This window comes from Oscillospiraceae bacterium (assembly GCA_015068645.1).
Taxonomy (GTDB): domain Bacteria; phylum Bacillota; class Clostridia; order UMGS1840; family UMGS1840; genus SIG452.
The window spans coordinates 42176-56482 of the sequence record SVKD01000011.1; the positions used below are offsets into that span (position 1 = coordinate 42176).

The window sequence follows — 14307 nt, forward strand, 5'->3', positions numbered from 1 at the left end:
TATCACATGGATGGATATATTCATTCGGTAGAAACTTTTGGCGCTGTGGACGGTCCGGGGCTACGTTATGTAGTGTTTTTCCAGGGCTGTCCCCTACGATGCCTGTTCTGCCATAATCCTGATTCCTGGAAGATGGGAGAGGGCGAAAAAAAGAGTGATACCGAGCTGATTGCCGACATTCTGGAATACAAAAGCTTCATCAAACGAGGCGGCGTTACCTTTTCGGGGGGCGAACCCTTGGCACAACCATCGTTTTTGCTTTCACTAATTCGGAAGTGCAAAAAACACGGTTTACATACTGCCATTGATACCTCGGGTGTTATCAGCATTGAGCAGTCCCGTTCTATCATTGCAGAAGCGGATATGCTTCTTTTGGATATCAAAACCTTTGATGCAGAGCTATATCCCAAACTGACAGGGCATACTATCGATAATAATCTTGCCACGTTGGAATTTTGCGAAGAAATCGGAAAACCCGTGTGGATTCGGCATGTGTTGGTTCCCGGTTATACTTTGGTGAAAGAACGGATGGAAAAGCTGGCAGCTTATTTAAAGCAATTCAAATGCATTGAAAAAATTGAATTGCTCCCGTTCCACAAACTTGGAGAATACAAGTGGGAAGAAATGGGCGAAACCTATCAACTTTATGATGTGCCCGTTCCTACCGAGGAAGAAATGGCAATGGCGAAAGAAATTTTTGGTTTATCCTAAAAACATAAAAAAGGAGTGGAAACACTCCTTTTTTTGTGCTTTTTAGTATTGTTTTTTTGAAAAACGGGGAGAATCCACCAGAGGTGATTAAAATGTTTGGACTTTTTATGAGCATTATTGCAGGAGCTGCAATGAGCATTCAAGGTGTTTGGAATACCCGACTTTCTGAAAAAATCGGATTATTTGAATCCAATGTTTTGGTGCAGGGAACAGCGTTTTTGTTAGGTCTTTTGGTGATGTTTTTCTGTGGAAAAGGGAACTGGGGAGAACTATCTAACACACCAAAACTGTATTGGTTGGGCGGTGTTTTGGGAATTGTGATTACGGTAACGGTAATGCTTTCCATTAAGGATTTAAGTCCGACCTATGCCATTTCAGTGATTTTAATTTCTCAGCTTCTGGTGGCGGCATTGATTGATGCATTCGGATGGTTTGGAAGTGAACAGGTTCCTTTTTTGTGGAACAAATATGTGGGACTTGCACTGATGATTGGCGGAGTTTTGCTCTTTCAATTCAAACAAGGAACTTAATAAAACAATCGGAAAACAGTCGTTTTTTATGCAAGAAACGGCTGTTTTCTTGACTTTACATAACTTTTTGCTAGAATAGATTTGTAACAGTTTGTTGGGAAAAGGGAGGAAAGGAGAAATGATGAGAACAGACTCTTTTTCCAAAGAAAAACACCTTCCCGTAAGGCGTTTTATTGCAGATGAATCCAAGGTTGCAACAGGCTTTTATGGGCCTCGTGCCATTGCAGATGATTTAGACAATCTTTTTAATATGTTTGATCCTGATGCTACCTTTTTAGACGGTTCCGACCAGGGCGGTATTTCTGAAAAAAATCTGCAGAACGGTGCGATTACTTTTGAAAAACTGGCTACCGATGTGAAGGAAAAATTTCAGGGAATTGCAACCGAACAACAGCTTTCTTCTCTGAGAGGAGAACTGAATGAAAAAATAGATTCCAAAGCAAAACAATCCACCACCTTATCAGGTTACGGCATTACCGATGCCTATACGAAAGAAGAAACAGAAAAGGGATTTTTATCAAAACAAGGTTTTGTTGAAGAAAAGGCAAACCTTGCAACCGCTGATATGCTTAACAATGCAGTTTGTGAGGTAGAAACTTCAGTATCAAAAAAACTGGAAGAAACCGTTTTGTACGAAGATGTGGTGAATACGCCCGAATGGACAAATCAGCCCACCTATGAGGGAGCATTGGATGCTGCGTTCAACACCACCGATTTCTATTATGTAACCTTAAAAGATGCAAGCGGAAATGCTTTGCCCGACGGTCAGTTTATGCTGAGGGAGTTTTATGCAGAGGGTGCAATGGTGTATTCCACGGTGTTTACCCTTGCAAATCTGAACACGGGGTCGGAAACTCTGGTGGAAAATTATCCTGTTGAATTTACCCAAATCGGAGCAACCGTCAAGATGCGTGATGCAGGGGTGTGGGAAGTAGCTTACAATCCGTCAGAATGGAAATTAAACGGTAATCACGGTAGCTTGAGATTTGTTTGTGACGGACAGTTTATCCAACGAATTTCCTCTGCCTATTTTATATCCAATTTCCAAACAGATAAAAATGTTTCCCATTATCATTCCGTGAATACAACATCGTATCAAACAGATTCTGATTCCAAAAATATGGGGATTTATGTTAAACTTAATGATGGAAAGACATACAAGACAAACAAATTTTATAATGAAATGACCATCACAAGGATATCGGATACCCGCTATAAGACACAAAGAACTGTAACATTGCGGTATATCAACTTTGTGGATGGTACCCCGAATGTAATATCAGGCAATGAATTTGGTCACGGTGAAATGCAGCAGGGAGACACTTTTCTGAAAAAAATGAACGTGCAGGTTGCAGCAGTTGCAAACCGTGGATTTATCCGAAATGGTTCGGTGATTCGTGTGACGGAGGTGAAATAGGATGTTTATTTTAGAGAATGGACAGTACATTGTGAAGGCTAATCAGGAAATTCCGGCGATGCTGGGAATTACAATGACCTATGACGAAAAAGTGGTTGTGCTCATCCGTGAGAAATATTCTCTGGACGAGGAACTTGCCATTCAACGCCAAAGAGACACCAAACCGGAAGAATTCAAGGCATACTTTACATACTGTGAAGAATGTAAAGACAAAGCAAAACAGTTGTAAAATAAAAAGGAATTGGCACGATTTGTGCCAATTCCTTTTTATCTTATTGATACAATAAGGGCTTGATTTCCTCAGAATCAACATTGCTGGCATCATACCATTTTGAGCCGGTATCAATGTCTTCTACATTGGTTTCACCTTTGGTTGCGCGAACAGCAAGCTCTACCGCACGGTAACCGATGGAAACAGGATCCTGAGTTACAGAGCCTAAAAACTTTTTATTGCGGATGGCATCAATTTGCAGGGCACCTGAATCAAAGCCAACGGCAATCACCTTGTCGGGACCGATTCTGCCTCCCGAAATGGCAGCATCCGCATTGATAATTGCTTTTGCGGCAAATTCGTTGGAGCCGTAAATGGCAATTAAATCGTTTTTGTTGAGCAGGGTCTGGGCAGAGGTTTGTCCTTGCGTATCGTTGATTTCAGCGGGAATTGCCACGTCGATGATGACTCTGCCGTCGGTAATTCCGTTTTCAAATTTGGTGTGACCGATAATTGCAACGGAACCTTTTTCGAAACCTTCTGAGGATTCAATCAGATTTACCATTTTATCCAAAAATCCCTGAGTTCTCATGCTGATGGACTGGGAATTGGCCTCCTGAGAAACCACACCGATACGAGGATGTTCTGTACTCAGTTTATCTTTGATAGCGTCAAACATTTTCTCAGCTGCCAGCTCTCCTGCTTTATAGTTATCCGTGGAGGCGTTGGCGAAAATAGTTCCTTCCGGTGCGCCCGGCACCCCGGAGTCGAAACCAATGACGGGGATGTTGTTGCTTTTTGCTTTGTTGATGGCATCTAATGATGCGGTGGTGTCCAGCGCGGCAATACAGATAGCGGCAGGCTTTTTATTGATGGCGTTGTTAATCATTTCCACCTGTGCCGCAATGGCACCTTCCCCTTCGGGTCCAACAAAATTGACCTTGACACCAAATTCTTTTCCTGCTTTGTCGGCGCCTTGTTTCACAGCTTTCCAGAAGTCGTGTTGAAAGCCTTTTGCAATGACTTCTACAGTGTTTTCAGAGGAGTTTCCTCCACCACATCCTGTGATTAAAACAGGAAAGAGAAACGCCATTGCTAAAACGGCAGACAATTTTTTCATTTTCATAGTTGTTACAACCTTTCTTATGATTTTATAGAAACTCGTTTTTCACGATTACTGCGATAAATATCTAAAAGTACTGCACCGATTACTACAATCCCTGTGATTAATGTCTGATAGTGGGGCTGTAAATCCACATAGGGCAGACCTATTTTTAATACACTCATAATAAATACCCCGATAAAGGTACCAATAATGGAACCCACACCGCCTGACAGAGATGTTCCACCCACCACAACGCCTGCGATTGCCTGCAGTTCAAATCCCTGACCTGCACCCGGTAAGATAGTGGTGTAAGTGGCGGCGTATGCAATCCCTGCAAGACCTGCGAAGAGCCCTGAAATCACATAAACCACAGTTTCCCATTTCTTTACATTAACGCCGGATAATCGTGCTGCTTCCTTGTTGCTTCCGATGGCAAAGGTGTAGCGTCCGATGACGGTTTTGTTGAGTACAATGACTGCTAAAACCGTAAAGGCAACCAAAACTAAAAAACCTGTGGGGAAGTTGTCCGCTGTGCGGAAAATGTCTTTGTACCAGCCTTCAGGAGAGGAACGCATCGGGAAAGTGGTGGACTGCACATTGGATACAATGGAACCGATTCCCGAGGATACCATCATAGTTCCCAATGTAGCGATAAAGGGTGGTAATTTCAGGCGGGATACCATGATTCCGTTTGCCAGACCGAATAAACCGCCCACCGCTATTGTAATGAGCAGACAACTCCATAAGGGAAGCCCCATATTGTTGTGCAGGGTTCCTCCCACAATGGCAGAGCACATCATTACCGTCCCGATAGACAGATCGATTCCGCCGGTAATAATCACAAATGTTACGCCAATTGCTAAAAAGCCAATGTAATAGGAGGCATCAAAAATGCTGACTAGGGTATCGGTGGTAAAAAAGTTGTTTCCGAATACCGAGAAGAAAGCGTATAAAATAATGAGCGCACCTAAAGCAATGAATTTTTGCATCCCTTTTGTTTTGATATTTTCTATGATTTGGTTCATAAAGAACTCCTTTCTGAATTGTTTGAAAAAAGATTAGCTCACATCTTCTCGCTTGGTTGCCAATCGCATAATTTCTTCCTGGTTGGCATCTTTGATGTCCAGTTCTCCTGTGATTTTTCCTTCGCACATCACGATGATCCGATCGCTCATACGAAGCACTTCGGTTAATTCCGAAGAAATCATAATAATTGATTTTCCCTGCTGTGCCAGTTCGTTCATCAGAGCGTAAATCTCGCTTTTTGCACCCACATCAATCCCGCGGGTAGGCTCATCAAAAATTAAGATATCGCAATTTCTGATTAACCACTTGGCGATAACCACTTTTTGTTGGTTTCCACCGGATAAATTTCGCACCGTCTGGCGAATGGAAGGTGTTTTTGTTTTTAGCTTTTCAGCATATTCTTTAGAGGTTTTTGCAATGGAACTGTCGTTTACAAAACCCAGATTTGAAAATTTTGATAAGTCTGCTAATACAGAGTTGTCCGCCACATCTAAATTGAGCGCCAGACCATATCGTTTTCGGTCTTCTGAAAGGTAACCGATACCGTGTTTTACTGCGTCTATGGGAGATTTGATTTCCACTCGTTTTCCGTTTAAAAAGATGGTGCCACTCTCCATTTTATCGGCACCGAAAATTGCTCTTGCAAGCTCAGTTCTGCCTGCTCCCATCAATCCTGCAAAGCCTAGAATTTCCCCTTTTTTTAACGAGAAACTCACGTTTTTCACGGCAGACGAAAGATTGATTCCTTCTGCTTTTAACACCACGGGAGCATCCTCTGGCACGGTGCTTTGCTCTTTTGGGTCCTCGTAAATGGTTCTGCCGACCATCATACTGATAATTTCGTCTTTTGTGGTATCTTTTGTGCGAATTGTGCCAATGTATTCGCCGTCTCTCATCACTGTGACACGGTCGGTGATTGCTTCGATTTCGTCCATACGATGAGAAATATAAATCATCCCCACACCTTTGTGCCGAAGTTCCGAAATCAGGCGAAAAAGCTCTTTGATTTCATTTTGGGTCAGAGCAGCGGTCGGTTCGTCAAATACAATAATTTTGGCGTGGTAGGAGATAGCTTTTGCAATTTCCACCATTTGTTGTTTTCCTACGGTAAGATTTTCAATCAGTTCTTTGGGATTCATAGAAATTCCCAGTTTGGAAAACAAATTTTTGGATTTTTGCTCCAATGCTCTATCATCCAGCCAGAATCCCAGCTTTTTTTGTTCGCGACCAATGAAAATATTTTCTGCCACGCTTAAATGATTCATCATATTCAGTTCCTGATGCACAATGATAACACCGTTTTCTTGTGCTTCCTTCGGGTTTTTAAAATGAATTTCTTTCCCCAGAAAAGTGATGGTTCCGCTGTCTTTTTGATGAATGCCTGTGAGAATTTTCATCAGAGTGGATTTTCCGGCACCGTTTTCTCCCACCAGAGCGTGGACTTCTCCCGGATACAAATCTAAGTTTGCATTTTTTAATGCTTTTACACCAACAAATTCTTTGGTGATATTCTCCATTGTAAGAATCGGATTTTCTTTTGCCATTATAATGACCTGCCTCTTGGTTTTAAAAATGATAAAGGAACTTTGAGTTCTTCTTTTATGTTTGACCGATTTTTGATTATTATAACTTTTTTATGAAAATTTTCTGTAAATCTTTTGAGAAGAATGTTTGGGATTCCTGAATTTTTATGCGAAAAATCACAGAATTTTTATGTTTTTTCAGAAAATGGTGCAACAATGAGGTCTTTTTTGAAAAAAATCCCGAAAAAATCGCAAAAAACTTAAAAAATATTCAAAAAATATTTGAATTATACAGAGTTATATGTTATAATATAGAAATAAGCTGAGAAGCTTTTACCCAAAAAATCAAAAACTAAAATATAAAAGACAGAAAGGATTTTATTACCATGGAAGAAAACATCTTAACCAATGATAAACAGGGCTCCATTAAAGTGAGCGCAGAAGTGTTGTCTGTTATTTCCGGAATGGCAGTGACTGACATTGAAGGAGTTGCTTCTTTGATTGAAGATCCCGATAGCACTGTTTATTCCAAAAAAATGCTGAGCCGCGGTATCAGCGTAGATCAGAAGCCTGATGGTTTATCCGTAAACTTGAATATTGTTGTAAAATATGGTTATTCTGTTGCAGAAGTTTCCCGTGAAGTACAGCTGAAGGTAAAAGATGCAATGGAAAATATGCTGGGCTTTGCAGTGAAAACCGTTAATGTTATCGTAGCAGGTGTGGATTTCACCGAAGCGGACCAATAAAGGAATGAAATCATGAAAAGAAGAGAATTAAGAGAGCATGCCTTCAAACTGATTTTTTCGGGACATGAAGGTGTCTTGCCTGAAGAAGGGATTGCATTTTATCTTTCTGATAATGAAATCAAAGGGAAAGATGCCAAAGAACTGACCGAAAAGGTGAATCTGGTATTTTCTAATTTAGAAAAAGTGGATGAAGTGATTGCTGCCAATGTAAAAGGTTACGCTTTTGACAGAATTTCCAAAGTGTCTTTGGCGGTATTGCGTCTTGGCGTGGCAGAAATGCTGTTTGATGAAACGGTGCCTGACGGAGTTGCTGTGTCAGAAGCTATGGCAATTGCAGAAACCTTTGAAGACGAAAAAACAAAAACCTTTGTGAACGGTGTGTTAGGAGCCGTGTCCAGAGGGAAGGAATAAGGACTTTATTATGGATGTTCTTACCATTACAGAACTGAATTTATACATTAAGGGCTTAATTGAACGGGACGGTATTCTGGCAAACATTACCGTAAAGGGAGAAATCTCCAATTTCAAGCATCATTCTTCCGGGCATTTGTATTTGTCTTTAAAGGATGACGGTGGGGTAATCCGTGCCGTGATGTTTCGCTTTGCTGCCCAAAAATTAAAATTCCGTCCTGAAAACGGAATGCAGGTAATTGTGTCGGGGAAAGTTTCCGTGTATGAACGGGACGGTCAGTATCAGATTTATATTGACGAAATGATGCCCGACGGTGTGGGTGCCTTGTATGTTGCTTATGAACAGTTAAAAACACAGCTGGAGCAGGAAGGATTGTTTTCTCAGCAATATAAAAAGCCCATTCCAAAATATCCTGAGACAATCGGGATTGTTACCTCTCCCACGGGAGCTGCCATCCGAGATATTTTAAATATCTTAAAACGACGTTTTCCGTATACCAAAGTGTATTTATACCCTGCCCTGGTGCAAGGGGAAGGAGCAAAAGACTCCATTGTTCGCGGTCTTCGTTTTTTTGACGGTAAGGTAGACACCGTAATCACCGGTCGGGGTGGCGGTTCTATTGAAGACTTATGGGCATTTAACGAAGAGGCAGTTGCCCGCCAGATTTTTGCGATGAAAACACCTGTGATTTCGGCAGTGGGACACGAAACCGATTTCACCATTGCTGATTTTGTTGCCGATAAACGGGTACCCACTCCTTCTGCGGCGGCAGAGATTGCAGTGCCATCCGGTGCCGATCTTCAGAAATTTTTGAAAATGGTAGACGGACGCCTCTATACTGCACTTTTCGGTCAGTTAGAACGCTGCCAAAAAAATCTGCAAGTGCTTTTGGAAAAAGAAGTCTTAAAAAATCCCCTTGCTGTGTATAACATCAAGAGAATGCAGATTGATGCGTTTTCCACTCAGTTGGAAAACAGCTATACCAAAAAAATTCACGGGGCGAAAGAACAGTTTGTGAAACATGTTGCCAAGCTGGATGCCTTAAGCCCGTTAAAGATTTTAAAACGAGGATATTCCGTTGCGGAAGATGATAAGGGCAATCCCGTGTCTTCCGTTTCTGCTTTTGAAGTAGGTTCCCGTGTGTATGTCACCATGGCAGACGGGAAATTGGGTTGTGACGTTACCGAAATAACGGAATCGGAAATATCAGAAGAGGGTTAAACAGATGGAAGAAAAGAAACTCACCTTTGAAGAAGGTATGAAACGGTTGGAAGAAATTGTGGTAGGTTTGGAAAAAGGTTCTGTCAGCTTAGAAGAAGCGATGGAGCTTTTCACCGAAGGAACCAAGCTTTCTAAAGACCTTCAAATAATTTTAGACCGCGCAGAATCCAAAATCAAAATGATTACCGAACAAAACGGGCAGGTTACTGCAGTTGATTTTGAAACCAAAGAAACGGCGGAATAAGAGATGAAAACAAAGATTCAACAAAAAGCCATGATGGTGGATGAATTTCTGATTGGGGAACTGAAAGATGCTTCCTATCAGGAAAATCTTCGTGAGATTATGGAATATGCGGTGACAAATGGCGGAAAACGTCTTCGTCCCGTGCTTTTGCTTTCCGCATATGAGTTGTTCTATGAAGATGTGACCAAAGCATTGCCTTACGGGGCAGCTCTGGAAATGATTCATTCCTACTCGTTGGTACACGACGATTTACCTTCTATGGATAATGATGATTTAAGACGTGGTAAGCCTACCTGCCATAAACAGTTTTCCGAATTTGGGGCAATTTTGGCAGGAGATGCTCTCTTGAATTTAAGTTTCGAAACCATGCTTCGTTATGCCTGCAATTTTTCACCTGAAACGGCGCTTCGTGCTATGGCATATATTGCCAAAGCATCCGGTGCAAAAGGAATGTGCGCAGGGCAGATGTCGGATATGGAGCAGTCGGTTACCGATTTTGAAAAACTTACAGAAATGTACCGGGGTAAAACCGGTGCTTTGTTGAAAGCTGCTGTTGTAACAGGAGCAATCTTAGGGGAAGCGGATGAAAAAATCATCGCGCTTTTGGAACAATATGCTGATCTTGTGGGTCTTATTTTCCAGATTAAAGATGATATGTTGGATGTGGAATCCGATGAAGCGACCTTGGGGAAACCTGTTTTCAGCGACCAAAAAAATCAAAAAATCACCTTTGTATCCGAATATGGCTTGAATCGATGCCGCGAACTGATGGCAGAATATGAAGAAACAGCTTTGTCTTTATTGTCTCAGGTAGAAGCCATTTTGAAAAAAGAAGGAGCTTGTGAGTTCTTAAAAGACCTTACCTCCTATATGGCAAAGCGTATCAATTAACATCGCGGGAGGATAAGCCGAAATTTTTCAATCAATTTCGTTTTATTGATAAATGAATAAAGTATGTGGCGCTGTATTCTAGTCAACTATGTGTTATTGAAGGCGGGCCTAAAAATCCGTTAAAGAGCATATCGATGAAGTTCCTTGTGTTTGCTTCGGACGCCCAGTCCGGGGTGGATGCTGGGAGTTAAGGTTATGGGGCAACCGTTAATGGCATAGCGGTGGAAACCCTATTTCCGTGGAGACCTGTTCTCGTGGTCGGCAATTTCTGCAATTTAATTTTTGTAAGCTGCCTTCTACGGCTCAGGATTAAACCTGCAATTGCGGTACGATGTTTTTAGTAAAGTGCTGTGTGCAGAGTAGCTTGCCTTGAAGTGAGCAGATGGGGAGATTCGGATCAGGCTCTTTTTGGGAATGGCCATCTCAATTGAGCTATTGCCGGTTGAAACTCTGCTTGCAAAACAGGATTAAATAACACAAATGTTGTATGGGAAAACCACTAGACAGAACAGAGTCGGAGGATTGCAGTGCGGACTCAGTGGCGATCGAGTGCAGCAACATGGCAACTGTGCTGAAAGTGCTTTCAAGAGAAATCGCTCCATTGGCGACAAGGAGTAGTGCTTTGGGAAATCCAACTCGACCTAAGCCGCAGAATTTACTCCGATTCTGCCACACAATTTTAAATTGTAAAATATATTTGTTTACTTGTTTCTTGCGGGCGAATTTTCAGCTATAATGTGCAAAAATGCTCGTGAATACACAAAGTATTCACTGCGCTTTTTTCCCATTCTATCAAGAAAATTCTCTCCGCAATAGCCAAGCACCCAATTACATTTTACAATTCGGGCGATTCTTTTATGGGCGGATGTGACATCCAAATCCATTTTAGCATTTTGAACTCTTTTTCAAAGAAGAATTTTCAACAATCGATCATATAAAAATATTTCCTTGCGATGGAGTAAACTATGGAATCAAACAAAAAAGAAGATATTCCCAAACGAAAGAAAAAGCCAATGAATTGGGCAATTAAAGCTACCTTAATCACATTGGTGATTTCCTTTTTCTTAGGAATTTTTGCAGATGTGTTATCCAAAAATTTAAATTTTGTTCCTGCATTATTGGTCCTGATTTTTATTATCTTAGTCGGTGTTTTCTCTGATATGGCGGGAATTGCCATTGCCACTGCAGATGAAAAAACCTTAAATGCTATGGCAGCCAGAAAAATCCGAGGAGCCAAAGAAGCCTTGCTCTTACTGAGAAATGCAGAGAAGGCAACCAGCATTTTTAATGATGTTATCGGTGATATTGCAGGGATCATCAGTGGTGCTACCGGTGCTACCATCGGTGTGTATCTGATTGGAATGTTAAAAGATGTGATTGCTTCCGGTAATGCACAACTGGGAGAATTATTAACACTCAGTATGCTCTCTGCCCTGATTGCATCTATGACGGTTGGCGGAAAAGCTGCCGGGAAAAAATATGCCATCAAGAATGCAGAAAAGATCGTATACTTTGTTGGAAAAACGGTGAATTTTTTCAAACGGATTACCAATGTAAGAACCTGGTTCCGAAAGGAACGTTAAACTATTTTGAAACAGAAAAAACGAGGAAACCAACGTGAAACACCAAGCCTTATTTGACAAACTGAATGAATATGAGTATATCAAAAAAATGTCGATTGCCGAGCTGGAAACTCTTTGTGGCGAAATTCGCAGTTTTTTGATTGATTCAGTGTCTGAAACCGGCGGACATTTAGCATCCAATTTAGGTGCCGTGGAGCTGACGGTGGCATTGCATCGCACATTTTCGTTTCCTAAAGATAAACTGATTTTTGATGTGGGACATCAAGGATACGTACACAAAATTTTAACAGGACGTGCAAAAAAATTCATTCGCCTACGAAAGCTGGGTGGTATTTCCGGCTTCCCGAAAGTTTCGGAAAGTGAATTTGATACCTTCCATTCCGGTCACAGCTCCAACTCCATTTCGGTGGCACTTGGTTTAAAACGAGGTTTGGAACAGCAGGGGGATGATTCTCACGTAATTGCCATGATTGGAGACGGTGCCCTAACCGGCGGTATGGCAATCGAAGCGATGAATGACGCCGGCAGAGAAAAAAATAACATTATTGTGATATTAAACGATAATGAAATGAGTATTTCCGAAAATGTGGGCGGGATTGCAAAGCATCTTGCCAAAATGAGGACAAGCCCCATTTATCTTCGAACCAAAGGAGGCGTTTCCTCATTCTTTTCCAAAATCCCATGGATTGGGAAGGGCCTTTACAAATTTATCTCCACTTTCAAAGCGGCGTTCCGCAATATGATTATCGGAGACAATATTTTTGAAGAACTAGGCTTTTATTATGCGGGTCCTTTTGACGGACACAATTTAAAAGGCCTTTGCAAAGTGTTTGAACGCTTAAAAGATATTGATAAACCTATGGTGATTCATGTGATGACCAAAAAAGGGAAGGGATACCTTCCTGCAGAAGAACGGCCCGATTTGTTCCATGGTGTGAAAGGTTTTGATGTGAAAACCGGGATTCCCACTCCGTCGGCTAAGAACTTTTCCACTGCCTTCGGTGAAGCTTTGGTGGAACTTGGGGAAACCAACAAAAAAATTGTGGCATTAACTGCTGCAATGCCGGACGGAACAGGACTGACTCCTTTCTGGCAAAAATTCCCCGATCGTTATTATGATGTTGCCATTGCAGAAGCTCACGGAGCAGGATTGTCGGCAGGACTTGCCATTTCCGGTATGGTGCCCGTGTTTGCGGTGTATTCTTCGTTTCTGCAACGTGCTTATGACCAACTGATTACCGATGTTTGCGGTATGAATCTGCATTGTGTGTTTGCGGTGGACCGTTCGGGAATTGTTGGGGAAGACGGAGAAACCCATCAGGGTGTTTTTGATATTTCTTATCTGACTGCAATGCCTAACATGACAGTCTTCTCTCCCGCAACCTTTGCTGATTTGCGGTTTATGTTACAAGAAGCAATTGAAGAGTATGATTCTCCTTGTGCCATTCGTTATCATAAGGGCGGTGAGTCCAAAGAAGTTTGTGAGTTGGAACAACCTTATGAAAGAGGAAAAGCGCAGGTGTTGGTAGAAGGAAAGCATGTTTCCATTCTGTGTGATGGTTCTATGGCGGAAGAAGGTTTAAAAGCAACGAAACTGTTAGCGGAACAAGGCGTTTCGGCAGAGCTTATCAATCTGCGTTACATAAAACCGCTGGATTGGGAAACCATCAGCAATTCTTTGAAAAAAACCAAACGGGGTGTTGTGATGGAAAATGCTTGTCAGAACGGCGGTATTTATTCGATGCTGACAGGCGCCACTACGGTACCGCTTCTGTCGGTTTCGATTCCCGATTGCTATGTTCCCCACGGAAAAGTGGAAGAGTTATTTAAAATGTTTCAGATGGATGGCGAAAGCGTCGCAAAACGAATTATGGAGGAATTTTTCCGTTGAAAATCAGACTGGATGTTGCCTTAACCGAACAGGGACTCGCTCCTTCCCGTGAGAAAGCGAAAGCGCTGATTATGGCAGGGCAGGTATATGTGGACGGGCAAAAAGCATATAAAGCAGGCGAAATGATTGAAGATACCCAAAAGCTTACCGTGAAGGAAGAGCTTCCCTTTGTGTCCCGTGGTGGATACAAGTTGGACAAAGGTATCAAAGTCTTCGGCATTGACTTAAAAGATAAAATCTGCGTGGATATTGGCGCCTCTACAGGCGGTTTTACCGACTGTATGCTCCAAAATGGTGCCAAACGTGTGTATGCAGTAGACGTGGGATACGGTCAGTTGGACTGGAAGTTAAGAAGCGATGAGCGTGTGGTGGTGTTAGAACGCACCAATGCTCGGTATCTAACTGACAGGGAAATCCCCGAACGACCTGATTTTTTATCAGCCGATGTGGCTTTCATTTCCTTAAACACCGCATTGTCCACAGCGGTGGATTTATTAAGTGATACCGCAGAACTGATGGTGTTAATCAAACCTCAGTTTGAAGCAGGTAGAGAATTTGTAGGAAAAAAAGGCGTGGTGAAAGATAAAAAGGTTCATCACGATGTTATCGTAAAAGTTTGTGAACAGATGATAGCCAAAGGATTAACCTTGCTGGATTTGGATTTTTCTCCCATCAAAGGGCCCGAAGGCAATATTGAATACTTACTATACATGACCAAACGGCAGGAAACTTCTATGGATTATCTTGCCAAAGCAAAAGAAATTTCAGAAGCGTCTCACACCACATTGGATTAACA

At 41.9% G+C, this 14307-nt stretch carries 15 protein-coding genes; 12 read left to right on the plus strand and 3 right to left on the minus strand.

The window, feature by feature from the left end; genetic code table 11:
* The first annotated feature begins 6 nt into the window (after positions 1-6).
* The 4 genes from pflA (at position 7) to E7413_06170 (ending at position 2887) form a co-directional block, all read left to right on the plus strand.
* Positions 7-711: a pyruvate formate lyase-activating protein gene (gene pflA, locus E7413_06155; protein ID MBE7019439.1), complete on the plus strand. Its 705-nt coding sequence runs from the start codon at positions 7-9 to the stop codon at positions 709-711.
* Positions 712-803: 92 nt separating this feature from the next.
* Positions 804-1241, plus strand: coding sequence for a DMT family transporter (locus E7413_06160; protein ID MBE7019440.1), 438 nt, complete (start codon positions 804-806; stop codon positions 1239-1241).
* Between the two features lie 118 nt (positions 1242-1359).
* Positions 1360-2658 carry a hypothetical protein gene (locus tag E7413_06165; GenBank protein MBE7019441.1) on the plus strand — a complete coding sequence of 433 codons (1299 nt, stop codon included), beginning with the start codon at positions 1360-1362 and terminating at the stop codon, positions 2656-2658.
* A gap of 1 nt (position 2659) precedes the next feature.
* Positions 2660-2887 carry a hypothetical protein gene (locus E7413_06170; protein ID MBE7019442.1) on the plus strand — a complete coding sequence of 76 codons (228 nt, stop codon included), beginning with the start codon at positions 2660-2662 and terminating at the stop codon, positions 2885-2887.
* A 43-nt stretch (positions 2888-2930) separates the two neighbouring features.
* Here the strand turns inward: E7413_06170 and E7413_06175 are convergent, their stop codons facing one another.
* Genes E7413_06175 through E7413_06185 form a run of 3 tightly spaced genes read right to left on the minus strand, consistent with a single transcriptional unit; the run spans position 2931 to position 6517 of the window.
* Positions 2931-3989, minus strand: coding sequence for a LacI family transcriptional regulator (locus E7413_06175; GenBank protein MBE7019443.1), 1059 nt, complete (start codon positions 3987-3989; stop codon positions 2931-2933).
* A gap of 23 nt (positions 3990-4012) precedes the next feature.
* A complete protein-coding gene (locus E7413_06180) occupies positions 4013-4999 on the minus strand; it encodes an ABC transporter permease (protein ID MBE7019444.1) in 987 nt (328 codons plus the stop codon).
* Positions 5000-5032: 33 nt separating this feature from the next.
* Positions 5033-6517, minus strand: coding sequence for a sugar ABC transporter ATP-binding protein (locus E7413_06185; GenBank protein ID MBE7019445.1), 1485 nt, complete (start codon positions 6515-6517; stop codon positions 5033-5035).
* Positions 6518-6909: 392 nt separating this feature from the next.
* On the opposite strand from E7413_06185, the gene E7413_06190 reads away from it, so the two are divergent.
* The 8 genes from E7413_06190 to E7413_06225 all read left to right on the plus strand — a co-directional run bounded on the left by E7413_06190 (position 6910) and on the right by E7413_06225 (position 14305).
* A complete protein-coding gene (locus tag E7413_06190; protein MBE7019446.1) occupies positions 6910-7269 on the plus strand; it encodes an Asp23/Gls24 family envelope stress response protein in 360 nt (119 codons plus the stop codon).
* A gap of 12 nt (positions 7270-7281) precedes the next feature.
* Positions 7282-7680, plus strand: coding sequence for a transcription antitermination factor NusB (gene nusB, locus E7413_06195; protein ID MBE7019447.1), 399 nt, complete (start codon positions 7282-7284; stop codon positions 7678-7680).
* Between the two features lie 10 nt (positions 7681-7690).
* Positions 7691-8902, plus strand: a complete 1212-nt coding sequence (locus tag E7413_06200; protein ID MBE7019448.1) for an exodeoxyribonuclease VII large subunit — start codon at positions 7691-7693, stop codon at positions 8900-8902.
* Between the two features lie 4 nt (positions 8903-8906).
* Positions 8907-9146: an exodeoxyribonuclease VII small subunit gene (gene xseB, locus E7413_06205; GenBank protein ID MBE7019449.1), complete on the plus strand. Its 240-nt coding sequence runs from the start codon at positions 8907-8909 to the stop codon at positions 9144-9146.
* Between the two features lie 3 nt (positions 9147-9149).
* A complete protein-coding gene (locus E7413_06210) occupies positions 9150-10037 on the plus strand; it encodes a polyprenyl synthetase family protein (protein MBE7019450.1) in 888 nt (295 codons plus the stop codon).
* 965 nt (positions 10038-11002) lie between these two features.
* The gene (locus tag E7413_06215; GenBank protein ID MBE7019451.1) at positions 11003-11620 is read left to right on the plus strand and encodes a DUF21 domain-containing protein; all 618 of its coding nucleotides are present in this window, start codon (positions 11003-11005) and stop codon (positions 11618-11620) included.
* 34 nt (positions 11621-11654) lie between these two features.
* The gene (gene dxs / locus E7413_06220) at positions 11655-13511 is read left to right on the plus strand and encodes a 1-deoxy-D-xylulose-5-phosphate synthase (protein MBE7019452.1); all 1857 of its coding nucleotides are present in this window, start codon (positions 11655-11657) and stop codon (positions 13509-13511) included.
* Positions 13508-14305 (plus strand): TlyA family RNA methyltransferase, encoded by a 798-nt coding sequence (locus E7413_06225; GenBank protein ID MBE7019453.1) that lies wholly within the window; start codon positions 13508-13510, stop codon positions 14303-14305. The genes dxs and E7413_06225 overlap by 4 nt, the downstream gene beginning before the upstream one ends.
* Positions 14306-14307 lie beyond the last annotated feature (2 nt).

What these genes read in the sequence shown, in the direction of transcription:
- pflA (MBE7019439.1), top strand. Translation starts at nt 7, where the DNA reads ATGGATGGATATATTCATTCGGTAGAAACTTTTGGCGCTGTGGACGGT.
- E7413_06160 (MBE7019440.1), top strand. Translation starts at nt 804, where the DNA reads ATGTTTGGACTTTTTATGAGCATTATTGCAGGAGCTGCAATGAGCATT.
- E7413_06165 (MBE7019441.1), top strand. Translation starts at nt 1,360, where the DNA reads ATGATGAGAACAGACTCTTTTTCCAAAGAAAAACACCTTCCCGTAAGG.
- E7413_06170 (MBE7019442.1), top strand. Translation starts at nt 2,660, where the DNA reads ATGTTTATTTTAGAGAATGGACAGTACATTGTGAAGGCTAATCAGGAA.
- E7413_06175 (MBE7019443.1), bottom strand. Translation starts at nt 3,989, where the DNA reads ATGAAAAAATTGTCTGCCGTTTTAGCAATGGCGTTTCTCTTTCCTGTT.
- E7413_06180 (MBE7019444.1), bottom strand. Translation starts at nt 4,999, where the DNA reads ATGAACCAAATCATAGAAAATATCAAAACAAAAGGGATGCAAAAATTC.
- E7413_06185 (MBE7019445.1), bottom strand. Translation starts at nt 6,517, where the DNA reads ATGGAGAATATCACCAAAGAATTTGTTGGTGTAAAAGCATTAAAAAAT.
- E7413_06190 (MBE7019446.1), top strand. Translation starts at nt 6,910, where the DNA reads ATGGAAGAAAACATCTTAACCAATGATAAACAGGGCTCCATTAAAGTG.
- nusB (MBE7019447.1), top strand. Translation starts at nt 7,282, where the DNA reads ATGAAAAGAAGAGAATTAAGAGAGCATGCCTTCAAACTGATTTTTTCG.
- E7413_06200 (MBE7019448.1), top strand. Translation starts at nt 7,691, where the DNA reads ATGGATGTTCTTACCATTACAGAACTGAATTTATACATTAAGGGCTTA.
- xseB (MBE7019449.1), top strand. Translation starts at nt 8,907, where the DNA reads ATGGAAGAAAAGAAACTCACCTTTGAAGAAGGTATGAAACGGTTGGAA.
- E7413_06210 (MBE7019450.1), top strand. Translation starts at nt 9,150, where the DNA reads ATGAAAACAAAGATTCAACAAAAAGCCATGATGGTGGATGAATTTCTG.
- E7413_06215 (MBE7019451.1), top strand. Translation starts at nt 11,003, where the DNA reads ATGGAATCAAACAAAAAAGAAGATATTCCCAAACGAAAGAAAAAGCCA.